The organism is Streptomyces sp. CG 926 (genome assembly GCF_003148825.1).
Classification (GTDB): Bacteria; Actinomycetota; Actinomycetes; order Streptomycetales; family Streptomycetaceae; genus Streptomyces.
This window is the reverse complement of sequence record NZ_QGGZ01000003.1, coordinates 1-22,853: the sequence shown is the minus strand read 5'-3', so window position 1 is coordinate 22,853 and position 22,853 is coordinate 1. Positions and strand designations below refer to the sequence as shown.

22 protein-coding genes are annotated in these 22,853 nt (G+C 72.5%); 13 read left to right on the top strand and 9 right to left on the bottom strand.

The window, feature by feature from the left end:
• Positions 1–26: 26 nt before the first annotated feature.
• The 4 genes from BCL76_RS08645 to BCL76_RS08630 form a co-directional block, all read right to left on the bottom strand.
• The gene (locus BCL76_RS08645; RefSeq protein WP_109779424.1) at positions 27–659 is read right to left on the bottom strand and encodes a hypothetical protein; all 633 of its coding nucleotides are present in this window, start codon (positions 657–659) and stop codon (positions 27–29) included.
• A 35-nt stretch (positions 660–694) separates the two neighbouring features.
• Positions 695–1,255: a SigE family RNA polymerase sigma factor gene (locus BCL76_RS08640; protein WP_030010715.1), complete on the bottom strand. Its 561-nt coding sequence runs from the start codon at positions 1,253–1,255 to the stop codon at positions 695–697.
• Between the two features lie 185 nt (positions 1,256–1,440).
• A complete protein-coding gene (locus BCL76_RS08635) occupies positions 1,441–2,370 on the bottom strand; it encodes an A/G-specific adenine glycosylase (RefSeq protein WP_181382479.1) in 930 nt (309 codons plus the stop codon).
• Positions 2,367–3,011 carry a phosphatase PAP2 family protein gene (locus tag BCL76_RS08630; protein ID WP_109778937.1) on the bottom strand — a complete coding sequence of 215 codons (645 nt, stop codon included), beginning with the start codon at positions 3,009–3,011 and terminating at the stop codon, positions 2,367–2,369. Before BCL76_RS08630 ends, BCL76_RS08635 begins: the two co-directional genes overlap by 4 nt.
• Positions 3,012–3,233: 222 nt before the next feature.
• Here BCL76_RS08630 and BCL76_RS08625 point away from each other — a divergent pair, with 222 nt between their 5' ends.
• Positions 3,234–3,977: a hypothetical protein gene (locus BCL76_RS08625; protein ID WP_309136812.1), complete on the top strand. Its 744-nt coding sequence runs from the start codon at positions 3,234–3,236 to the stop codon at positions 3,975–3,977.
• Positions 3,978–4,028: 51 nt separating this feature from the next.
• Here the strand turns inward: BCL76_RS08625 and disA are convergent, their stop codons facing one another.
• On the bottom strand, positions 4,029–5,153 hold the full coding sequence (disA, locus tag BCL76_RS08620) for a DNA integrity scanning diadenylate cyclase DisA (protein WP_030727101.1): 1,125 nt from the start codon (positions 5,151–5,153) through the stop codon (positions 4,029–4,031).
• A gap of 204 nt (positions 5,154–5,357) precedes the next feature.
• On the bottom strand, positions 5,358–6,770 hold the full coding sequence (gene radA / locus BCL76_RS08615) for a DNA repair protein RadA (protein ID WP_109778935.1): 1,413 nt from the start codon (positions 6,768–6,770) through the stop codon (positions 5,358–5,360).
• Between the two features lie 85 nt (positions 6,771–6,855).
• Between radA and BCL76_RS08610 the strand changes: the two genes are divergently transcribed.
• Both BCL76_RS08610 and BCL76_RS08605 read left to right on the top strand, forming a co-directional pair.
• Complete coding sequence (locus BCL76_RS08610) at positions 6,856–7,365, top strand: hypothetical protein (protein ID WP_146228344.1); 510 nt, start codon at positions 6,856–6,858, stop codon at positions 7,363–7,365.
• A 51-nt stretch (positions 7,366–7,416) separates the two neighbouring features.
• Positions 7,417–9,180 carry a BACON domain-containing protein gene (locus BCL76_RS08605; protein ID WP_109778933.1) on the top strand — a complete coding sequence of 588 codons (1,764 nt, stop codon included), beginning with the start codon at positions 7,417–7,419 and terminating at the stop codon, positions 9,178–9,180.
• Positions 9,181–9,209: 29 nt separating this feature from the next.
• Here BCL76_RS08605 and BCL76_RS08600 read toward each other — a convergent pair whose 3' ends face one another.
• Complete coding sequence (locus BCL76_RS08600) at positions 9,210–9,962, bottom strand: hypothetical protein (protein WP_258309543.1); 753 nt, start codon at positions 9,960–9,962, stop codon at positions 9,210–9,212.
• A 171-nt stretch (positions 9,963–10,133) separates the two neighbouring features.
• Here BCL76_RS08600 and BCL76_RS08595 point away from each other — a divergent pair, with 171 nt between their 5' ends.
• The 5 genes from BCL76_RS08595 (at position 10,134) to ilvD (ending at position 15,108) form a co-directional block, all read left to right on the top strand.
• Entirely contained in the window at positions 10,134–11,072 is a 939-nt protein-coding gene (locus tag BCL76_RS08595; protein WP_109778931.1) for a Ppx/GppA phosphatase family protein, read from the top strand.
• 67 nt (positions 11,073–11,139) lie between these two features.
• Positions 11,140–11,574, top strand: a complete 435-nt coding sequence (locus tag BCL76_RS08590) for a DUF3592 domain-containing protein (protein ID WP_109778930.1) — start codon at positions 11,140–11,142, stop codon at positions 11,572–11,574.
• Positions 11,575–11,660: 86 nt separating this feature from the next.
• Complete coding sequence (locus BCL76_RS08585) at positions 11,661–12,506, top strand: sugar phosphate isomerase/epimerase family protein (protein WP_109778929.1); 846 nt, start codon at positions 11,661–11,663, stop codon at positions 12,504–12,506.
• Positions 12,503–13,132: a TetR/AcrR family transcriptional regulator gene (locus tag BCL76_RS08580; protein WP_109778928.1), complete on the top strand. Its 630-nt coding sequence runs from the start codon at positions 12,503–12,505 to the stop codon at positions 13,130–13,132. The genes BCL76_RS08585 and BCL76_RS08580 overlap by 4 nt, the downstream gene beginning before the upstream one ends.
• Before the next feature lie 122 nt (positions 13,133–13,254).
• A complete protein-coding gene (ilvD, locus tag BCL76_RS08575; RefSeq protein WP_109778927.1) occupies positions 13,255–15,108 on the top strand; it encodes a dihydroxy-acid dehydratase in 1,854 nt (617 codons plus the stop codon).
• A gap of 58 nt (positions 15,109–15,166) precedes the next feature.
• On the opposite strand, the gene BCL76_RS08570 is transcribed toward ilvD, so the two are convergent.
• On the bottom strand, positions 15,167–17,308 hold the full coding sequence (locus BCL76_RS08570; RefSeq protein WP_258309468.1) for a serine/threonine-protein kinase: 2,142 nt from the start codon (positions 17,306–17,308) through the stop codon (positions 15,167–15,169).
• Positions 17,309–17,414: 106 nt separating this feature from the next.
• On the opposite strand from BCL76_RS08570, the gene BCL76_RS08565 reads away from it, so the two are divergent.
• The 5 genes from BCL76_RS08565 (at position 17,415) to proC (ending at position 21,040) form a co-directional block, all read left to right on the top strand.
• Entirely contained in the window at positions 17,415–17,717 is a 303-nt protein-coding gene (locus BCL76_RS08565; protein WP_030756312.1) for an SH3 domain-containing protein, read from the top strand.
• A 178-nt stretch (positions 17,718–17,895) separates the two neighbouring features.
• Positions 17,896–18,426, top strand: coding sequence for a hypothetical protein (locus BCL76_RS08560; RefSeq protein WP_375137898.1), 531 nt, complete (start codon positions 17,896–17,898; stop codon positions 18,424–18,426).
• A gap of 111 nt (positions 18,427–18,537) precedes the next feature.
• Positions 18,538–19,374, top strand: a complete 837-nt coding sequence (locus BCL76_RS08555) for an ABC transporter ATP-binding protein (RefSeq protein WP_109778926.1) — start codon at positions 18,538–18,540, stop codon at positions 19,372–19,374.
• On the top strand, positions 19,371–20,108 hold the full coding sequence (locus BCL76_RS08550) for an ABC transporter permease (protein WP_109778925.1): 738 nt from the start codon (positions 19,371–19,373) through the stop codon (positions 20,106–20,108). The genes BCL76_RS08555 and BCL76_RS08550 overlap by 4 nt, the downstream gene beginning before the upstream one ends.
• Positions 20,109–20,230: 122 nt before the next feature.
• The gene (proC, locus tag BCL76_RS08545) at positions 20,231–21,040 is read left to right on the top strand and encodes a pyrroline-5-carboxylate reductase (RefSeq protein ID WP_109778924.1); all 810 of its coding nucleotides are present in this window, start codon (positions 20,231–20,233) and stop codon (positions 21,038–21,040) included.
• A gap of 48 nt (positions 21,041–21,088) precedes the next feature.
• Here proC and trpS read toward each other — a convergent pair whose 3' ends face one another.
• The gene (trpS, locus tag BCL76_RS08540; protein WP_109778923.1) at positions 21,089–22,096 is read right to left on the bottom strand and encodes a tryptophan--tRNA ligase; all 1,008 of its coding nucleotides are present in this window, start codon (positions 22,094–22,096) and stop codon (positions 21,089–21,091) included.
• Between the last annotated feature and the right edge of the window lie 757 nt (positions 22,097–22,853).

Sequence of the window (22,853 nt, the reverse complement as noted above, 5' to 3'; positions counted from 1 at the left end):
GGAGCCTCGCCTCGGTTCTTCTGTGCTCAGTTCTTCTGACTCGTGGCCGGGGCGGGTGGAACCCCGCCGTCGACCACATTGCTGTACTCCGAGTGAACTCGGTCCTGCTCGGTGAACTTCTCCCCGTTCCAGCGGTACGTGATCACGTCCTCGCCCGACGGATAGGCGAGCGCGTCGCTCTTTCCGTAGACCTGTTTCGTGACCACCAGGTCGCCCCGGTCGATCTCCGCGTAGACGGGTGGCTGTTCGTCCGAGAAGACATTCTCGTACGTGGCTCCGTCCGACCGGTACACGTACGTTCCGCGGCCCAGGGCGTCGGCGCAGGACAGGACGTTCACCACGATGTCCACCACGGGGCCACCGGTGACCTTCCCGTAGCTCACGTCCACCGGATACTCCTTGCCCGAACAGGGCTTGAGGTCGCGTTTGACCTCGGTGCTGACCTTGGGGTCCTTCATCAACAGCCCGACCGGGTCGACCTTCTTCAGCGGCCGGCCGGACGACGCCGAGACGGACTCGTCGGGGGAGGGCCCCGAGGGAGTGGCCTTGGCCACGGCCTCGGTGCGGGCCGGGCCGCCGTCGCGCAGGCCGGTGCCGCCGGTGGCGCACCCGACCGCGAACACGGCTGTGCCGACGAGGACGACCGTCCCCGCCGACATCAGCACCAGAGAACCTCCGGACAAACCTTGGCCATTCAGGCCGCGCACCGCTCACGCCCCTCGTACCGCATGGTGTGGTCACCGCGCTCCAGCGCCCGCATGTCCAGATCCCGGCTCTCCAGCTCCTGCCGAAGGCGGGCCAGCGCGCGGTGCAGGGTGCTCTTCACGGTTCCCGCCGACATTCCGAGCGCCGCTGCCGTCTCCTCGGTGCTCATCTGCTCCCAGTGTCGCAGGACGACCACGCTGCGCTGCTTGGGCGCGAGAACCTTGAGGATGTCCATGAGGAGGGCGCGGTCGGCGCGCTGGTCGGAGCCGTCCTCGACGGAGGCGTCGGGGAGCTGCTCGGTGGGAACCTCTTCGAGCTTGCGGGCACGCCACCACTCGGTACGGGTGTTGATCATGACGCGGCGCAGGTAGGCGTCGGCCAGGGACTTGTCGGCGATGCCGTCCCAGCGGCCGTAGGTGCGCACGAGCGCGGTCTGCAGGAGGTCCTGGGCGTCGGTCGGGTCCGGGACCAGGCGCCGGGCGCTGCGCAGCAGCGCGTCCTGCCGCGTGCGTACGTACTCTTCGAATCCGAGTACCTCACCGTGCGCCATCTCAGACCGCCTCCACCCGTCCAACCGTTCATCCCCGTTGCCCTACGGATTCGAAGGTACGGAGGGGTTGTCACGGGCCTGTGCGAGCCAGCCTTCGGTGGGCGCACGGACACCCATAGGTTGTGTAACAGCCCCCGTGAGCTGGGGTTTCCGAGCAGGAAGCGGAATCCGGGAGTCAGCTTCGGTCAGGCCTGCGCAACGCCCTGCGGGAGCCGGTAGAAGCCTCCGTCCAAAGGCTCCACCAGCCCGTCGGACACCAGCCCGTCGAGCGCCCGGGCCCGCTGCACGGGCTCGTCCCAGACCGTGTCGAGCACGGCCTGCGGAACGGAGCCCACCGCCTCCCGGAGCACGGCGAGGAGCTTGCCCCGCACCTGCCGGTCGGTCCCGGCGTACGTCTGCCCGCGCCGCGGCGGACCCTCGTGCGCGGGCTTGCCCGCCAGCCGCCACGCGCACAGCCCGGCCACCGGGCAGCGCGCGCAGTCGGGGTTCTTCGCGGTGCACACCAGCGCGCCGAGCTCCATCGAGGCCGCCGCCCAGCGGGCCGCCGTCCCCTCGTCCTCGGGCAGCAGGGCCCGAGCCAGGCGCCGTTCGGCGGCGGTCGTCGCGTTCGGCGGGTATTCGACCCCGGTCGCCGTGCGCGCGAAGACCCGGCGGACGTTCGTGTCGAGGACGGCGTGCCGCTGCCCGTACGCGAAGGAGGCCACGGCCGCCGCCGTGTACTCGCCGATCCCGGGCAGCGCCAGCAGCTGCGCGTGCTCCGAAGGCACGTCGCCCCCGTGCCGGTCCGTTATGGCGACGGCCGCGCCGTGCAGCCGCAGCGCCCGGCGCGGGTAGCCGAGCCGCCCCCAGGCCCGTACGGCCTCGCCGGGGGCCTCGGCGGCCAGGTCCGCGGGGCGGGGCCACCGGGCGAGCCACTGCTCGTAGACCGGCAGGACCCGGTTGACGGGCGTCTGCTGGAGCATGAACTCGCTGACCATGACCCCCCAGGGGCCGGCCTCGGGGCGGCGCCAGGGCAGGTCGCGGGCGTGCTCGTCGAACCACGCGATGACGGGGGAGTGCAGCGCGTGGGAGGAGTCGGGGGATACGGCCGGGGAGGAAACGGGAGATGCAGTCATGGCAGACGGCATCCTGGCACGTTTCGTCTCCTCGGGCGCGCCGGACCGGGACCGGTGAAGCGGACGACGGCCGGGGATCCGCCCGCCCGCGCGGCCGTGACGAGGGCCTGCGCCGGGCCGCTGAGCGCGAGCACGGTCAGGGCTGCGACCGACCCGCCGAGCAGCAGACCGAACACCACGTCGTGCGGGTGGTGCACGCCGACGAAGACCCGGGAGAAGGCCATCAGCAGCGCGAGGGCCGCGGTCGCCGCCGCGAGCCGGCGCACGGCCAGGGTCAGCGCCACGGCGGCGGCACCCGCGAGGGCCGCGTGATTGCTGGGGAACGACCCGTCGCCGGGCCCCGGGCACGGCACCAGCGAGGCCGCGGCCCCGACGACGGAGCGGCAGGGCCGCTCCTCGCCCACCGTGTACTTCACGCACTCCGACGCGCCGTAGGCGACGGCGGTGGCCACCGGCGCGAGAACGGCCAGGGCCACCGGCCGGGCGCCGCCCCGACCGCGCGAGCGCCACCAGACGGCCACGAACAGCACCCCGAAGAGGAGGAGCCCGTACGCCGTCCAGATCTCGAAGGCCGACTGCACCCATGAGGGTGTCCGGTGGGCGAAGTCGGTGATGGCGCGGTAGAGGCCGGAGCTGTCCATGTTCACCGAACGTACGCAATGCGGATTAATCTCCGCATCAACCCTTTGGCCGGATCTCGCCCGCTCGATTGCGCCCGCAGGATGATCATCGGCAAATCAAAACCTCTGCGCGGCATGTGGGGCACTGATCGGGCCGCGAACTCTCGTAAAGTTCCGTCCGTGGGATCTCTGCGCAATCCGGTCGGGCCGCTCCCCTCCTCCATCTACTGGCGACGGAGGGCTGTGCTGGCTTCCGTTGTCGCGCTCCTCGCGCTCCTCGCCGTATGGACCGTCAGTTCCGGCGGGGGGAGGACGAGTACGAACGGGAAGGGCCAGGGCGGTCCGGATCCGGTCACCTCGATCACCCCGGGCCCGGCCGGCACCGGGCCCGCGATCAGCGCGGCCCCCGGCGGACGTCCCGAGTCGGGCAGCGGCGGGAGCGCCGGCTCCCAGGGCGGCTCCACGGGCGGCGCGGGCAAGAACGGCGAACCGGGCGGCGGCACGGGCTCGAACGGCGGCTCGGGCTCCGGCTCCGGCGGCGCCGCGGGCGGCCCGGCACCGGTCCCGGCGGACTCCGCGCTCCCCACCTGCGCGCCGGGCTCGCTGCAGTGGGAGGTCAAGAGCGTGAAGAACGAGTACGAGGCGAACGAGAAGCCGCGCCTCGAACTGGTCGCCCGCAACACCTCCGGAACCACCTGCAAGGTCGACCTCGGCCCGAAGCAGGCCGTCCTGACCATCCTTCAGGCGAGCAGCAGCAAGGCCGTCTGGTCCTCGGCGGACTGCCCGGCGGGCGCGGGCAACGCCTTCTTCCGCCTCCCGGCGCAGGGTGAGACGAAGCAGTCGCTGGACTGGGACCGCCGGTTCAGCGCGGCCGACCGGTGCCAGACGCCTCCGGCGGGGTCCGCGGCTCCCGACACCTACGTGGTCGAGGTCAAGGCCCCGGGCATGCCGGTCGCCCGCACCTCGTTCGTCCTCAAGCAGGACTGACGACTCCCAGCCCCGGAAGCAGCTGACCACCCTGCCGAGCAAAGCCGCAGGCTAGACGTACCGCTCCAGGATCGACGACTCGGCCAGTCGGGACAGGCCCTCGCGCACGCTCCGGGCGCGGGCCTCGCCCACCCCGTCCACGGCCTGGAGGTCGTCCACGGAAGCCGCCAGCAGCTTCTGCAGCCCGCCGAAGTGCTCCACGAGCCGCTCGATGATCGCGCCCGGCAGGCGCGGCACCTTCGCCAGCAGTCGGTACCCGCGCGGCGACACCGCCGAGTCCAGCGTCTCCGGCGAGCCCGTGTACCCCAGCGCCCGCGCCACGATCGCCAGCTCCAGCAGCTCCGGATGCGTCAGCGCGTCCAGCTCCGCCAGCGCCTCGTCCACCGTGCGGGAACGCTTCGCCGTCGGCTCCGGCACGTAGTCCCGGATGACCAGCTCCCGCTCCTGCTCGATCCCGACCGTCAGCTCGTCCAGCTGCAGCGACAGCAGTCGCCCGTCCGTGCCCAGTTCGACCACGTACTCGGCGATCTCGGTCGCGATCCGGCGGACCATTTCCAGCCGCTGCGCGACCGCCGTCACGTCGCGGACCGTGACCAGGTCCTCGATCTCCAGCGCCGACAGCGTGCCGGCGACCTCGTCGAGGCGCAGCTTGTACCGCTCCAGCGTGGCCAGCGCCTGGTTCGCCCGCGACAGGATCGCCCCGGACTCCTCCAGGACCCGCCGCTCCCCGTCCACGTACAGCGCGATCAGTCGCATCGACTGCGACACCGACACCACCGGGAAGCCGCACTGCTTGGAGACGCGGTCGGCCGTGCGGTGGCGCGTACCGGTCTCCTCCGTCGGGATCGACGCGTCGGGCACCAGCTGCACACCGGCGCGCAGGATCTTGGTGATGTCCTTGTCCAGGATGAGCGCGCCGTCGAGCTTGCACAGCTCGCGCAGCCGCGTCGCGGTGAACTCCACGTCCAGGACGAAGCCGCCGGTGCACATCGCCTCGACGCTCTTGTCCATACCGAGGACGATCAGCCCGCCGGTGTTGCCGCGGACGATCCGTTCCAAGCCGTCACGCAGCGGCTGACCTGGTGCGACCGCGCTCAGCGAGGCGCGCATCATGGCCTCCTGCTTGGAGCTCGCGCCCGACTTCCCGGATGCTGCTGCCCCGTCCTTGGCTGCCACTGCACTCCTCCGGTCGCGGGTTGCGCCGCCCAGCGCCGCGGGCACGAGGACGTGCGTACGGCCGGGCGGACCAGCACAAAGTCTACCGGCGCGCGCCACGGCCCCGCCGTGGCTTGAGCGGGTACGGTCCGGGAGGGGCCCTCCCGGACCCCTTGGCGCACCCCGTGACGGACCCCCTGACCAGGGGATCGTCCCCCGGTTCGGCTACTGCTCGGACCGCTCCTCGGCGGGCTTGCGGGAGCGGCCGCGCGGCAACACCCGTAGCGCGTCGCCCATGTCGGCCACCTCGATGACCTTCATCCCGGCCGGCACCTTGCCGGGATCCGCCGGGACCAGCGCGTGCGTGAATCCCAGTCGGTGCGCCTCCGCGAGCCGCCGCTGCACGCCGGTCACCCGCCGCACCTCGCCGGCCAGACCGACCTCACCGATCGCGACGAGGTTCTTCGGCAGCGGGACGTCACTGGCGGCCGAGGCCAGCGCGAGCGCGATCGCCAGGTCGGCGGCCGGCTCGGTGAGCTTCACCCCACCCACGGTGGCGCTGTAGATGTCGCGCTTGCCGAGCGCCGTGATCCGGCCGCGCTGCTCCAGCACCGCCAGCATCATCGACACCCGCGAGGTCTCCAGGCCCGAGGTCGTGCGCCGGGGGGAGGGGATCTGCGAGTCCACGGTCAGCGCCTGCACCTCGGCGACCAGCGGACGCTTCCCCTCCAGAGTCACCGTCAGGCAGGTGCCCGGGACGGCCTCGGCCCGCCGGGTCAGGAACAGCCCGCTCGGGTCGGCGAGCCCGGTGATCCCCTCGTCGTGCAGCTCGAAGCAGCCGACCTCGTCGGTGGCCCCGTACCGGTTCTTGATGCCGCGCACCAGCCGCAGCCGGGCGTGCCGGTCGCCCTCGAAGCTCAGCACCACGTCCACGAGGTGCTCCAGCAGACGGGGACCGGCGATGGCCCCGTCCTTGGTCACGTGGCCGACGAGGAGGGTGGCCATGCCGCGCTCCTTCGAGGCCCGGATCAGCGCCCCGGCCACCTCCCGCACCTGGGCCATGCCGCCGGGTGCGCCGTCGATCTCGGGGGAGGCGATCGTCTGTACGGAGTCCAGGATCAGCAGGGAGGGCTTCACGGCGTCGAGATGCCCGAGCACGGCGGAAAGGTCGGTCTCGGCGGCGAGGTAGAGGTGATCGTCGAGGGCGTTGATCCGGTCGGCCCGCAGGCGCACCTGGCTCGCCGACTCCTCGCCCGTCACGTACAGCGTGCGGTGCTCCTCGCCGGCCGCCTTCGCCGCCACGTCCAGCAGCAGGGTCGACTTGCCGACGCCGGGCTCGCCGGCGAGCAGGACGACGGCACCGGGCACGAGCCCGCCGCCGAGGACGCGGTCCAGCTCGTCCACACCGGTGCTGCGGGCGGTCGCGGTCCGCCCGTCGACCTGCCCGATCGGCAGGGCGGCGGTGGAGACCCGGCCCGCGGCGGTGGTCCGCACGGCGGGCGCGCCCATCTCCTCGACGGTGCCCCAGGCCTGGCATTCGGGACAGCGACCGAGCCACTTCGCGGTCGTCCAGCCGCAGTCGGTGCAGCGGTAGGACGGCCGGTCCTTGGCGGATGAACGAGCGGTGCGGGCAGCCATGCCGTTCACGGTAGCCGCCCGCACCGACAAGCCGGACCGCGGTGCCGCCGGCGGGGCGCGGCCGCCATGCTGCGAGGGTGTCCCCATGGACCTGTCCCACGAGGGTGAGCCCTTCGAAGCCGACGCGACCGGGCTGCCCGTCGTGGACGTGGCGGGGTGTTTCCCCGGCCGCCGCTCCGCCGCGGACCTCGCCGCGTTCCTCGTCCGCGCGGGCTGGAGTTCGCGTTCCTCCTCCTGGGAGGGGTACGAGGTGCAGAGCCCGTCGGCCCGCCTCGAGATCGAACCGAGCGACGACGGCGTCCTCCTCCACGGCCAGGCGGACGCCGGCCGGCTCGACGCGCTCGTCGCCGTGCTGTCCGCGCGAGGGCTGCCCTTCTCGGTGGAGTTCTACGGGGAGGACGGCGCCCTCGTGCGCGAGGTGCGCGTGGGCCCCGCCGAGCTCGCCGCCCGCGCGGCCCCGGCCGACCTTGCCGTCCCGGCCGACCTTGCCGTCCCCGCCGAGCTCGCCGCTCCGGCCGACCCCGTGAGCCCGCCGGTCCGACCGCGTCAGGGCCTGCGTCAGCGCCTCACCGATCTGTTCACCCGTAAGGGCTAAAAGTGGCGAAGGCTTCCAGGGCGTCACCGGCACGCCGCCTACGGTCGCCAGGTGAACAGCAGCAACCAGGCACACTCCTCAGCGCGCACCGGCGCACACCGGGCGCACGGGCGCATGCCCCACGAGGCCGAGCAGCCGCCGCCGTTCCGGCACGAGCCCTACCTGGACGGCCTGTTCACGTACTGCCTGTCGGTCCTGTGCGACCACGACACCGCGACCGACGTGCTCGGGGACGTCCTCGCCGTCGCCGAGCGGCATCCCGGCCGCTGCCCCGACGAGGGGGACCGGCGCGCCTGGCTCTACGCACTCGCCCGCTGGGGCTGCCTGCACCGGCTGGCCGAGCAGCGGCGCGCGCGACAGGGAGCGCATTCCGCCCGGCGTGCGCCGGAGCACGGCCGGCGCGACCGTGCGCCGGGTGGTGACACGGGCCCCGAGCGCGGCCAGGACGCCCACCGTCCCCTTGACGTGAGCGCCTACCGCCGTACCGAGCTGGCCCGGCTCGCCTGGCCCGAAGCCGCCGGCACCACACCCGAGCAGCGCGAGGCCCTCGAACTCGCCGTCCGCCACCGCCTCGGCGTCCCCGAACTCGCCGCCGTCCTCGGCACCCCCGCGGCCGCCGCCCGCGAGCTGCTCTCCGGCGCCGCCTGCGAGGTCGAACGCACCCGCGCCGCCCTCGCCGTCGTCGAGACCGGCAACTGCCCCAGCGTCTCCCGGCTCACCGGCGACGAAGGCGACGGCAACGTCCTGCTCTCCAGCACCCTGCGCGCCGAGCTCGTCCGCCACGTGGACGACTGCCCCCGGTGCCGCCGCGTCGCCGAACGGGTGGGCGCCGCCGGCCCCTGGCCAGGCTCCGGCGGCCTCAACACCGCGGCGCTCCCCCTCGTACCGGCCCCCCGCACCGCCGTCCACGCCGCGATGCTCCGCTCCGGCCGGGTCCGCGGCCGCGGACCCGCCCCGCGCTTCGACCGCACCGGCTTCCCCATGGACCCCAAGGACCGCGTGGCCCGCCGCGACCGGCTGCGCGCCCGCGTGGTGACCACCACCGTCGTCGCCACCGTCGTCGCCGCCCCGGTCCTGGCCCTGTGGGCGGCGTACCGCGGCGGACCCGACACCGGCGAGCCCGCCGTCGGCGACTCCACCCGTATCTCCTCCAGCGAGTCCGAGCTCCCGACCGCACGGACCGACGGCCGCCCGCTGACCGCCTACGAGAACACCGGCAACGCCGCCGCGACCACCGGCGGCCCCGGCTTCGCCCAGAGCGACACCACCTCCGACGTCTCCGTCGAGGTCATCAGCAGCGGCCCGCCCGCGACCCCCGACCAGGCCGGAGACCCGGGCCGCCTCACCGTGGCCGCGTCCGCCCAGGGGGCCGTCACCCTGCTCACCCTCACCGCCACCGGCGGCGCCCCCGTGGACTGGCGGCTCTGGTCCGACGCCCCCTGGCTGCGCGCGAGCCGGACCGCGGGCACGCTCGCCCCAGGAGAATCGGTCACCCTACGGATCGCCGTGGACCCCGAGGCCCAGCCCGTCGGCGCCTGGCGGGCCCGGGTCGGGGTCGACCCGAGCGGCGCGGTCGTCTCCATCCAGGGCCGCGGCCGCCCCGCGGCGACGCCCCCGCCCACCCCGGACCCGACGCAGCCCGCGACACCTACGCCCTCGCCGGACCCGACACAGCCGTCGACCCCGACGCCGACCCCGACGGAGCCGACGATCCCGCCGCCGTCCCCGACACCCGAGCCGACCCCGACGGAGGGCTCAGGCGGAACGGTTTCCCCCGCCCCGGACCCGGCCCCGTCGGTGTCACCGGGACCCTGAGTGCCACAGGGACGCCGAGGGGCCTGCGATCAGGCGGGATCCGCGGGGTGCGGAGCCATCGGCAGCAGCGAGGCCAGCCGTGCCTCGCACAGCTTCACCAGCTCGTCGTAGCCCTCCTTGCCCATCAGCTCCGTCAGCTCGGGGCGGTACGACACGTACACCGGCTCGCCGGCCCCGTGCGCGGAGGTGGCCGACGTGCACCACCAGTGCAGGTCGTGGCCGCCCGGACCCCAGCCACGGCGGTCGTACTCACCGATCGACACCTGCAGCACACGCGTGTCGTCCGGCCGGTCGATCCACTCGTACGTCCGGCGGATCGGCAGCTGCCAGCAGACGTCGGGCTTGGTCTCCAGCGGCTCCCGGCCCTCCTTCACCGCGAGGATGTGGAGCGAGCAGCCGGCTCCGGCGGGGAACCCCGGCCGGTTCAGGAAGATGCACGCGCCGTCCCAGCGGCGGGTCTGCTTCTCCCCGTCGTCGTCGTGCTGCGTCCACCCGCCCTCGCTGCCGACGTCGTGGAACTGCCACAGCTCGGGCGTCAGCCGGGCCACGTGGGACGCGACGCGCTTCTCGTCGTCCTCGTCGGAGAAGTGCGCGCCGAGCGTGCAGCAGCCGTCGTCGGCCCGACCCGCCTGGATGCCCTGGCAGCCGCTGCCGAAGATGCAGGTCCAGCGGGAGGTCAGCCAGGTCAGGTCACAGCGGAAGATCTGCTCGTCGTCGGCGGGATCGGGGAATTCCACCCAGGCCCGGGGGAAGTCGAGCCCCTTCTCGTCGGCCACGACCACGGCCTTGTCCTTACCGTTCCTGGCGTCGGCCTTGGCCTTGCCCTTGCCGGTGTCCTTGCCCGTGTCCTTCTGCGACCGGGTCTTGTTGGCCTTCTTCGTATTTGGCACAAAGCCAAGCCTATGCGCCCCTTACTCAACCCCCGAGTCTTCCTCGCAGTAGCGTTTCCCCCTATGAGACTCGGTGTGCTGGATGTGGGTTCGAATACGGTCCATCTGCTGGTGGTGGACGCGCACCCCGGCGCGCGCCCGCAGCCGGCGCACTCGCACAAGGTGGAGATGAGGCTGGCGGAGCTGCTCGACGAGCGCGGCGCCGTCACCCCCGAAGGCGTCGAGCGTCTCGTCTCCGTGATCGGCGACGCGGTCCAGGCCGCCGAGGACAAGGGGTGCGAGGACGTCCTCCCCTTCGCGACCAGCGCCGTACGCGAGGCCACCAACGCGGACGAGGTCCTCGCGCGGGTCAAGGCCGAGACCGGCGTCGACCTGCCGGTGCTCAGCGGCGAGGACGAGGCCCGCCTCACCTTCCTCGCGGCCCGCCGCTGGTTCGGCTGGTCCGCCGGGAAGCTGCTGGTCCTGGACATCGGCGGCGGCTCGCTGGAGATCGCGTACGGCATCGACGAGGACCCGGACGCGGCCGTCTCCCTCCCGCTGGGCGCGGGGCGCCTCACCTCGGGCTGGCTCCCGGGCGACCCGCCGGACGCGCTGGACATCCGGGCGCTACGGCGGCACGTGCGGGCGGAGATCGCCCGCACGGTCGGCGAGTTCCGCCGCTTCGGCGCGCCGGACCACGTGGTGGCGACCTCGAAGACCTTCAAGCAGCTGGCGCGCATCGCGGGCGCGGCCCGTTCCGCGGAAGGCCTGTACGTCCAGCGGGACCTCAGCCGCAAGGCCCTGGAGGAATGGGTCCCGCGCCTGGCCGCGATGACCACGGCCCAGCGCTCCGCCCTCCCGGGCGTCTCGGAGGGCCGCTCGAACCAGCTCCTGGCCGGCGCGCTCGTGGCCGAGGCCACGATGGACCTCTTCGGCGTGGAGGAACTGGAGATCTGCCCGTGGGCGCTGCGCGAAGGCGTGATCCTGCGCAGGCTGGACCACATGCCGGCAACGGAGGTGTGAGGGAACGGCCGACGCGACGCCCGGTCGGGGCCGCAACCGATACCTCGGCGTGCGCGTCGCATGGATCATGGGACTCGAATGGCTCATCTCCCTCATCCCCCTGACGCTCGGCGCGGCTTTTCTCTCCATCGGGCTGGCCGGCCTGCGCCGGCTGAGTTCGCTGCGCCGCGACGGCGTCACCGCCGTGGGTCGCATCGTTCGACACGAGGTCAGCGAGGTCAGCGAGGGCAGTGAGGGCGGCACCTTCCGCCACCCGGTCGCGGCGTGGACGGCCGGCGACGGGCGCGCCTGCGAGCACACATCCGCTTTCGGTCGGGGAAAGGTGCCCCGGGCCTTTCGCGTAGGAGCCGTCGTCACGGTCCGGTACGACCGCGAGAAGCCGGACCGTTTCCTCATCGAGGGCATGGACGGGAAGGCCCTCGTTCTGCTGTTCACCGTTCTGGGGGCGCTCCTGACCACCGGTACGGTGACGGTGCTGCTCGTGCGGCTGCTCACCCTGTGAACGCGACCGACTTCTCCTCCACCCCGTCCCCACCCGCGTGGCCGCCGTCACGGTCACGCGCCGTCCCGGGCCCGTACCCTGTCTCCGTGGCAGAACCAGTCCGTGTCCCGACCGCGAAAGTCGCCCTCTCCACCGCCTCCGTCTATCCGGAGTCGACGGCGACCGCCTTCGAGATCGCCGCGCGCCTCGGTTACGACGGCGTCGAGGTGATGGTCTGGACGGATCCGGTCAGTCAGGACGTCGACGCCCTGCGCCGGCTGTCGGACCACCACGGGGTGCCGATCCTGGCCGTGCACGCGCCCTGCCTCCTGATCACCCAGCGGGTCTGGTCCACCGATCCGTGGACCAAGCTCCAGCGCGCCCAGGCCGCGGCCGAGCGGCTCGGGGCGAGCACCGTGGTCGTGCATCCGCCGTTCCGCTGGCAGCGCCAGTACGCGCGGGACTTCGTCACCGGCATCTGGCGGATGGCGGACGAGACCGACGTGCGGTTCGCCGTGGAGAACATGTACCCGTGGCGCTACCGCGACCGCGAGATGCTCGCGTACGCCCCCGAGTGGGACGTGACGAAGGACGACTACCGCCACTTCACCGTCGACCTGTCGCACACCGCGACCGCCCGTACCGACGCCACCGCGATGATCGACCGCATGGGCGACCGGCTCGCGCACATCCACCTCGCCGACGGGAACGGCTCGGCCAAGGACGAGCACCTGGTTCCGGGCCGCGGTACGCAGCCCTGCGCCGAGCTGCTGGAGGGCCTCGCGCGGACCTCGTTCGACGGGCACGTGGTGATCGAGGTCAACACCCGCCGGGCGATGTCCTCCGCCGAGCGCGAGGCCGATCTCGCGGAGGCGCTGGCCTTCACCCGGCTGCACCTCGCCACCACCGCCGCCGCCCCCACCACCGCGCGCGACAAGGCCCGCCGGACGTGAGCGACACCCCGGACGCCCCCCGGCCGCGCCGCCGCGGCCCCGGCCGGCCCCGACAGGACGAGGCCGACGACGGCCCCGGCACCCAGGAGCGCATCCGCCTCGCCGCCCGGGAGGTGTTCGCGGAGCGCGGGTACGACAAGACGTCCGTGCGCGGCATCGCGAAGGTCGCAGGCGTCGACCCGGCGCTGGTCCACCACTACTTCGGCAGCAAGGACGACCTCTTCGCCGCCGCCATCGAGGTCAGCATCGAGCCCGCCCTGGTGGTCCCCGCGATCATCGGCGAGGGCCCGGACGGCATCGGCGAGCGCCTCGCCCGCTACTTCCTCGGCATCTGGGAGAACCCGGTCACCCGGGTCCCGCTGCTCGCCGTGATCCGCTCCGCGCTGACGCACGAGGCCGCCGCGAAGGTGCTGCGCCAGCTGGTGCTGCGGCGGCTCCTGGAGCGCGTCGCCGCCGACCTCGACGTCCCCGACCCGACCTTCCGCGCCGAGCTCGCCGCCTCCCACATGGTCGGCATCGCGATCCTGCGCTACGTGGTCCAGGTGGAGCCCCTGGCCTCCGCCGACCCGGAGAAGATCGTGGCCCTCGTGGCGCCCACCCTCCAGCGGTACCTGACCGAGGAATGAGCCTCCCGTCCCGACATCCGGACGCGGTGTCCGGATCGCGGGCGGTGGGCGTAGCCTCGTATCTGAGCCATATCCGCAGTCGCGGCTGACCGTACAGCCGCACTCATGGGGAGTGAAACCGCATGCCCGAGCTGAGGTCCCGCACCGTCACCCACGGCCGCAACATGGCAGGCGCGCGTGCGCTGATGCGCGCGTCGGGCGTAGCGAGCGCGGACATCGGCAAGCCGATCGTCGCGGTCGCCAACTCCTTCACCGAGTTCGTCCCCGGTCACACCCACCTGGCCCCGGTCGGCCGGATCGTCTCCGACGCCATCCGCGCCGCCGGCGCGATCCCGCGCGAGTTCAACACCATCGCGGTGGATGACGGCATCGCCATGGGCCACGGCGGCATGCTGTACTCCCTCCCCTCCCGCGACCTGATCGCGGACTCGGTCGAGTACATGGTCGAGGCGCACTGCGCCGACGCGCTGATCTGCATCTCCAACTGCGACAAGATCACCCCCGGCATGCTGATGGCCGCGATGCGCCTCAACATCCCGGTCGTCTTCGTCTCCGGCGGCCCGATGGAGGCCGGTCAGGCGACCCTCGTCGACGGCACCGTCCGCAAGCTCGACCTGATCGACGCCATGGTCGACGCCTCCAACGAGAACGTCTCCGACGAGGACGTGCTGCGCATCGAGGAGAACGCCTGTCCCACCTGCGGCTCCTGCAGCGGCATGTTCACCGCCAACTCGATGAACTGCCTCGCCGAGGCCATCGGCCTGGCCCTCCCGGGCAACGGATCGGTCCTCGCCACCCACACCGCCCGCCGCGCCCTGTACGAGGACGCCGGCCGCACGGTCGTGGAGATCACCAAGCGCTACTACGAGGACGGCGACGAGTCCGTCCTGCCGCGCAACATCGCCACCCGCGAGGCCTTCGAGAACGCCATGGCCCTCGACATCGCCATGGGCGGCTCCACGAACACGATCCTGCACCTGCTGGCCGCGGCCCAGGAAGCCGGCCTGGAGTACGACCTCACCGACATCGACGCCGTCTCGCGCCGTGTCCCGTGCCTGTCCAAGGTCGCGCCGAACGTGGCGCCCGGCGGCACGTACTACATGGAGGACATCCACCGCGCCGGCGGCATCCCCGCCATCCTGGGCGAGCTGCACCGCGGCGGCCTCCTCAACAAGGACGTCACCACCGTCCACTCGGACGGCCTGGAGGACTGGCTGGCGAAGTGGGACGCCCGCTCCGGCACGGCCACCGACACGGCCATGGAGCTGTGGCACGCCGCCCCCGGCTGCGAGCGCTCCGCCACCGCCTTCTCCCAGTCCAAGCGCTGGGAATCCCTCGACCTCGACGCCGAGGGCGGCTGCATCCGCTCGGTGCAGCACGCGTACTCCAAGGACGGTGGCCTCGCCGTCCTGCGCGGCAACATCGCCGAGGACGGATGCGTCGTGAAGACCGCCGGCGTCGACGAGTCGATCTGGACCTTCGAGGGCCCGGCGGTCGTCTGCGAGTCCCAGGACGAGGCCGTCGACAAGATCCTCCGCAAGGAGATCAAGGCGGGCGACGTGGTCGTCATCCGCTACGAGGGCCCGCGCGGCGGCCCCGGCATGCAGGAGATGCTCTACCCGACCTCCTTCCTCAAGGGCCGCGGCCTCGGCAAGGTCTGCGCGCTGGTGACGGACGGCCGCTTCTCCGGCGGCACCTCGGGCCTGTCCATCGGCCACGCCTCCCCGGAGGCGGCCTCGGGCGGCACCATCGCGGTCGTCGAGGACGGCGACCGGATCCGCATCGACATCCCGAACCGGTCCATCGAGGTCCTCGTCGACGAGGCCACCCTGGCGGCCCGCCACGCGGCCCTCGGCGGCGTCTACGCCCCGAAGAACCGCGAGCGCAAGGTCTCCGCGGCCCTGCGCGCCTACGCCGCTATGGCCACCAGCGCCGACAAGGGCGCGGTCCGCGACGTCTCCCTCCTGGGCGGCTGACGACCGTCCCCCCAGGCATCGACGCCCCCGCACCCTCCGGTGCGGGGGCGTCCGCGCGTCACCAGGCGGCCGGGGCGTCCGTGGCCACGGCGAACACCGTCCCGTCGGGGGCGCTCCCGAAGAGCCGTCCGTCCCCGGCCACCGGCGCGGGCAGGGTCGCGGCGTACCCGGCGGCCTTGCCGTCGGCCATCCGCGGCCTGGTCTGCCCCGCGGGCCGGCCGCTCGCGGCGTCGACGGCCAACAGCCGTCCGTCCGGGGCCATCAGGCAGACCCGGCCACCGGCGAGGACGGGGCGGGAGGCCACCGTCACACCGGTCTCCGACCGCCAGTGCTCCTCGGCCGCCCCGACCGCCACCAGTGCACCGGAGGTCCCGAACAGGTAGGTGTTCCCGTCGCCGTCGACCGTCGCCTCCGCGTCGAGGAGCGGCGCCGCCAGCCGTACCCGGTGCACCGTGCGCGTCCCCGGATCGGCGCGCACCACGGCGGTGGTCCTGGAGGACGCGTCGAGGTCCAGCAGGTACAGCCCGCCCCGGGCGGTGCCGACCGGCCGCAGCCGCCCCTCCGTGCGCAGTTCCCGGCGCACCGTCCCGTTCGCCGGGTCCACCGAGGCGATCCGGGTGGACCCGCCACCGCTCTCGGGCGTGGCCACGTACAGCTCGGGCGCCGCGCCCCACGGTCCGCCGTCGCCCCACCAGACGGACCCGAGCCCGCCGATCCGCTGCGTCCAGCGCGCCTTTCCGTTCGCCGGGTCCAGTGCCGTGACGCTGCCGCCCGTCCCCACCAGCAGGACCTGTCCGCCCGCGGCCACCACCTGCGTGCCGCCCGCAAGTTCGTGCCTCCAGCGCTCGGTTCCCGTACCCGGGTCCAGCGCCTGGAGCGTTTCGCTGCCCGGCACCACGACGAGGACCTGCCCGCCCGCGTGCTGCGGCGGGCTGACGGTCATCGCCCCCTTGGCCGCCCCGGTCGCCTCCCGTGCCCACACCGTGGAGCCGTCCGCGGGGTCGAGGCGTGCCGCGGCGACGCCCGGTCCGGCGCAGTAGAGGGCCGGAGCCTGCCAGGAGCAGGCCCCGGTCCGGCTGCCGGTCGTGGGCCCGCCCAGCGGGACCGCCCACGGCGCGAAGGTCTTCGGGGGTGCCGAACCGGTCTTCGCGGCGATCTCGGCAGGCGACCCGGTGGCCGTCCCCAGCCACCGGTATCCGCCGACGGCCCCGCCCACGAGCAGCAGTCCCACCCCGGCCCCGACCGCCATCCGGATCCGCCGGCGGGCACGCCGGCGCGGCGGCGCCTCGGGTCGGGCGGCGATCCGCTCCCGCCGGTGGGTGAGCTGCTCCGACTCGACGGGGCGCCGCGGCTGCGGGACGAAGGCCTGGGTGTCCTCGGCGGTCGGGTACGCGATCGCCCGCATCTCGGCGATCAGTTCCTCGGCGGTGGGCCGCTCCGTCGGGTCCTTCGAAAGGCACCGGGCGACCAGCGGTACGAGCCGCGGCGGCAGCCCCGTCAGATCGGGGTCGCTGTGCACCACTTGGTACGCCACCAGGTAGTGGCTGTCCGAGTCGAAGGGGCCGTGTCCCGTCGCCGCGTGCACGAGCACGGACCCCAGGGCGAAGACGTCCGCGGCCGTTCCCACGTCGCGCGGTCGCTGGAACTGCTCGGGCGCCATGTACGGGGGAGTGCCGATCAGCTTCCCGGTCTCGGTCCGCAGGTCGCTGTCCGCCGGCCGCGAGATCCCGAAGTCGATGACCCGCACACCGTCCGGAGCCATCAGCACGTTGCTGGGCTTCAGGTCCCGGTGCACCACTCCGGCCCGGTGGATGTCGCGCAGGGCCTCGGCCAGGCCGGCGGCGAGCCGGGTCAGTTCGACGGGGCCGAGAACCTGCTCCCGTACCCGTTCGGCGAGCGTCGGCGCGTCGATGAACAGGGTCGCCATCCAAGGCCGTTCGGCATCGGGGTCGGCATCCACGACGGGCGCGGTGAACGCTCCGCTCACCCGCCGCGCGGCGGCGACCTCTTGGCGGAACCGGGCCCGGAACTCCGGATCCACCGCGTGCTCGGGATGCACGATCTTGACGGCGAGTTTCAGCCCCGACCCGGACGTGGCCAGATGGACGACGCCCATCCCTCCGGAACCGAGCACCGATTCGAGCCGGTACTGCCCGGCGTACTCCGGAAAACCCGCGTAGTCCGCGCGCCGCGACTGCACCGCTCACCACCCCCGCCGGAGCCTAGTCGATGACCCCTGCGCATCTCCAAGGTCCTGCTACCCTGCGCGAGTTGCGCACGGCAACACCCATGGGGGGAGATTTCGTATGTCGGTGGAGAACGATTCGAGCCAAGTCGAGAGCCTGGCGTCCGGCTCCGGCTACCCGTCCTACCCGGTGGCTCCCGGCCAGCGGCTGAACGTCCGCAGCGGCCCCGGCACCAACTACTCGGTGATCGACGTCCTGCCGTACGGCGCGATCGTCACGCTCCGGTGCCAGTGCGACGGCACCACCATTTCGGGTCCGTACGGCACGACCGACATCTGGGACTGCATCGGCAACGGCCGATTCGTCTCGGACGCGTACGTGAAGACGGGCAGCGACGGCTACGTCGTCACCCGGTGCGGCTGACCGTCCTGGCCGGCACCGCGGCCCCGGCACCCGGCTGACGCCCGCCGCCGTCCCGGGACGGCGGCAGGCGGCGACAGGGTGTCGGGCCCGAAGGCAGGGTCGGCCTCGGCCCCGTCCGACCCGTCTGACACGTGAGACACACCCGGCCCGACCGGCCCGGCGAGGGATAATCGCTGTTGTGAGCGACGACCAGCGAGACCAGACCCCCGCCGAGCCGGCCGCGCAGGCCTCGGTGCCCGCCGGCCCGCAGCCCGAGCCGATCCGCTTCTTCGGCACCACCTGGGTCGAGCACGACGGCGGCTACGCCCTGCTCCGCGTCGGCCTCGCCATCGGCTCGCTGGCTACCGCCATCGCCTCCGCCATGATGCTCCGCTTCGCCTACGAGGGGCTGGAGATCGGCAACGTCGGTCCCTTCCTCAGCATCTCGGTCGTCGTCCTCTTCGCGATCGCCAGCTCGATCGCCTTCACCAAGACCTGGGCCTCCTTCAGCCGTCGCCCCGCCCCGTCCTCCGACGAGGCCGCCCTCAAGGGCCTCAAGACGATCGGCTTCATCGGTTCCCTGATCGCGTACTTCCTGCGCTGCCTCGGTGAGGCGCCGGGCGAGAAGCTCCGCCGCGCCGAGTACGAGCGTGCCCAGGTCGAATACGCCCGCCGCCGCAGCACCCGTACGGGGAACCCGGCCGCCCGTCGCCCCAAGCGCAAGAAGTAGCCCCCGCGCGGCGCCGGGGCGAGCGCAGCCCGAGGTAACCCGAAGCAACCAGCAATCCGCAACCGTCCCGGCGATTGACGTCCTGGCACCGCCAGGAGCATTATTCATCACATGATGAATAAGCAGCCCGAGGGAGACCCGGCCGCCGTCCACGCCCATGACCTCACCGTCCGCCGAGGCACCGGCCGCACCCCCCGCACCGTTCTCGACTCCATCGCCTTCGACGTGCCCCGCGGCCGCATCACCGGCCTCCTCGGCCCCTCCGGCTGCGGAAAATCCACCCTCATGCGCGCCGTCGTCGGCACCCAGGCCCACGTCACCGGCACCCTCGACGTCCTGGGCCACCCCGCCGGCCACCCCCGGCTCCGCTCCCGCATCGGCTACGTCACCCAGGCACCCAGCGTCTACGACGACCTCACCGTCCGGCAGAACCTCGACTACTTCGCCGCCGTCCTCGACCCCGGCCGAGCCGCCGCCGACCGCCGCGCCGCCGCCGTCAGCCGCGCCATCACCGACGTCGACCTCACCAGCCGCGCCGGCGCCCTCGCCGGCAACCTCTCCGGCGGCCAGCGCAGCCGCGTCTCCCTCGCCGTCGCCCTGCTCGGCACCCCCGAGCTCCTGGTCCTCGACGAACCCACCGTCGGCCTCGACCCCGTCCTGCGCCGCGACCTGTGGAACCTCTTCCACGACATCACCACCACCCGCGGCGCGACGATCCTCGTCTCCTCCCACGTCATGGACGAGGCCGAGCGCTGCCACGACCTGCTCCTCATGCGCGAGGGCCGCATCCTCGCCCAGGACACCCCCGACGCACTGCGCGAGCGCACCCACGCCACCACCGTCGAGGAAGGCTTCCTGCGCCTCGTCGACGAAGCCAACGCCAACGCCAACGCCATCGCCGCCGACGCCGCCTCCGACGTCACCGCCATCCGGGAGCAGACCCGATGAACGCCGCCCGCACCACCGCCACCGCCGCCCGCGTCCTGCGCCAGCTCCGCCACGACCCGCGCTCCATCGCGCTGATGCTCCTGGTCCCCGTACTGATGCTCACCCTGCTGCGCTTCGTCTTCGACGGCAGCCCCCGGACCTTCGACGGCATCGGCGCCTCACTCCTCGGGATCTTCCCCCTCATCACCATGTTCCTGGTGACCTCCATCGCCACCCTGCGCGAACGCACCTCCGGAACCCTGGAACGCCTCCTCGCCATGCCGCTCGGCAAGGGCGACCTCATCGCCGGCTACGCCCTCGCCTTCGGCGCCGTCGCCGTCCTCCAGTCCCTCCTCGCGACCGGCCTCGCCCTCTGGGCCCTCGGCCTCGACGTCGTCGGATCCCCCTGGCTGCTCCTCCTCGTAGCCCTCCTCGACGCCCTCCTCGGCACCGCACTCGGCCTCTTCGTCTCCGCCTTCGCGGCCTCCGAGTTCCAAGCCGTCCAGTTCATGCCGGCGGTGATCTTCCCCCAGCTGCTCCTCTGCGGCCTCTTCGCCGCCCGCGACACCATGCACCCCGTCCTGGAAGGGCTCTCCGACGTCCTGCCCATGTCCTACGCCGTCGACGGCATGACCCAGGTCCTCACCCACACCGACATGACCGCCGACTTCGTCCGCGACGCCGTGATCGTCGCCGCCTGTGCCCTGCTCGTCCTCGCCCTCGGCGCGGTCACCCTCCGCCGCCGCACACCCTGACCGCACTGACCGCAGCCCCTGACCGCACTACGGACAGCACCTCCCCGGCGCCCGCCCGGGTGCAAGGATGAGGACGTATACGTAGCTCACGCGCAAGCACAGTTCGGCGAGGTGGATCGGGCATGACCCAGACAGTCGCAGTCCTCGGTACCGGCAAGATCGGCGAGGCCCTGCTCAGCGGAATGATCCGCGGCGGCTGGCCCGCCTCGAAGCTCCTCGTCACCGCCCGCCGCGCCGAACGGGCCGAAGAGCTGCGCTCCCGCTACGGGGTCGAGGCCGTCACCAACGCCGAAGCCGCCAAGCGCGCCGACACCCTCATCCTCACCGTCAAGCCCCAGGACATGGCCAAGCTCCTCGACGAGCTCGCCCCGCACGTCCCCGCCGACCGCCTGGTCATCAGCGGGGCCGCCGGCGTTCCCACGGCCTTCTTCGAGGAACGCCTCAGCCCCGGCATCCCCGTCGTCCGCGTCATGACGAACACCCCCGCCCTCGTCGACGAGGCCATGTCCGTCATCTCCGCCGGCAGCCACGCCACCGCCGGGCACCTCGCCCACACCGAGGAGATCTTCGGCAGCGTCGGCAAGACCCTGCGCGTCCCCGAGTCCCAGCAGGACGCGGCCACCGCCCTCTCCGGCTCCGGACCCGCCTACTTCTACTTCCTCGTCGAAGCCATGACCGACGCCGGCATCCTCCTGGGCCTGCCCCGCGCCCAGGCCCACGACCTGATCGTGCAGGCCGCCATCGGCGCCGCCGTCATGCTCCGTGACAGCGGCGAACACCCGGTCAAGCTCCGCGAGGCCGTCACCTCCCCGGCCGGCACGACGATCAACGCCATCGTCGAGCTGGAGAAGCACGGCGTACGCGCCGCCCTCATCGCGGCCCTCGAAGCGGCCCGCGACCGCAGCCGCGAGCTCGCCTCCGGCAACAGCTGAGACACCCGTACCGGTGGGGGCCCGCGGTGCGCGCGGGGCCCCCACCCGTCACGGCTCCAGCAGCCCGATGGCCCGGTACGCCCGGTCCACCACCGGCCGCGCCAGCTGCCTGGCCCGCTCGGCACCCTCCCGCAGCACCTTCTCCACCTCCGCCGGATCGCCCGCCAGCTCCGCATGCCGCTCCTGCAGCGGCCGCAGCACCTCGACCACCGCGTCGGCGACATCCCGCTTCAGCGCCCCGTAGCCGCTGTACCCGTCGGCGAGCACGGCCGGATCACCCCCGGTACACGCCGCCAGGATGTCCAGCAGATTCGCGACCCCCGGCCGCGAATCCCGGTCGTAGACCACGCCGTCGTCCCCGCTGTCGGTGACCGCGCGCATCACCTTCTTCCGCACGACCCCGGGCTCGTCGAGCAGATAGACGATCCCCGCCCCGCTCTCGTGGGACTTCCCCATCTTCGACATCGGGTCCTGCAGGTCCATGACCCGCGCTGCCACGGCGGGAAGTGTGGCCTTCGGGACGGTGAAGGTGTGGCCGTACCGCTGGTTGAACCGCACCGCCAGATCCCGGGTCAGCTCGACGTGCTGCCGCTGGTCCTCCCCGACCGGTACCTCCTGCGCCTCGTACGCCAGGATGTCCGCCGCCATCAGCACGGGATAGGTGAGCAGCGACAGCCGCACGCCCTCCCCGGAGACCTGCGCCTTCGCCGCCTTCTCCCGGTACTGGATCATCCGCCGCAACTCCCCGTCGGTGGCGGTGCACTCCAAGAGGTACGCCAGCCGGGTGTGCTCGTCGACATGGCTCTGCACGAAGAGGGTGCACCGCTGTGGATCCAGCCCGGCGGCCAGGAAGAGCGTCGCGGCCTGCCGGCTCAGCCTTCGTACGCGTGCCGGCTCGTGCTCGACGGTCAGCGCGTGCAGATCGACGACGCAGAACAGCGCGGACTCGGGCGTCCGGTCGGCGGCGACCCACTGGCGCAGGGCCCCCAGGTAGTTGCCCAGCGTCAGGTGCCCGGTGGGCTTGATGCCGCTGAAGATCCGCGGGGTCGTCTTCATGTCCTGCTCTCCCTGTGTGTGAGTGGTGTCGGTGCCACCGCGCCGGGCGACCGAGCCACTCCCGGGAGGGAGAAACAAAAACGGCCGCCGTAGCGGCGGCCGTGAGCGCGTGCGTGCTCGCGTGGAAGGTCGGCCGCCGTCAGGCGGCCCACCAACGAAGGTCGAGCGTGAGCGCACGCGTAGTCATGGGCCCCAGCGTAGACCGAGGGAGCCGAGGACGGCGGGAGTTTCGCGGATGCCGCGTGGCGGGGCCGGCAGGGGTTGACACTGGTGTGCCCGGTCCGTAAGGTTCTTCGAGTTGTCCGAAGTGAGCGCCGACCCCGGTCGGTCCCCGGACAGCCATCCCGCACTACACATTCGAACGAACGACGTACTCCGTCGTCTCGTTTTCATGCGTATTTGCGAATGAGGAATCCGCGTTCCAGGACGCAGTCGCCGATTAGGTTCGGGGGCAAGGAATCCGCTACTGTCTCACTCGTCGAAAGGGCCCAACAGCCCGGAAGACAAACCCCGCTGACCGGGGGTCAGGCCCGAAAGGATCTGATAGAGTCGGAATCGCCGGAAAGGGAAACGCGAAAGCGAAAACCTGGAAAGCGAAGCGGGACTGACTCTGATAGAGTCGGAAACGCAAGAACAGAACGAAAGCCCGGAGGAAAGCCCGTGAGGGTGAGTACAAAGGAAGCGTCCGTTCCTTGAGAACTCAACAGCGTGCCAAAAATCAACGCCAGAAGTTGATACCCCGTCCACTTCGGTGGAT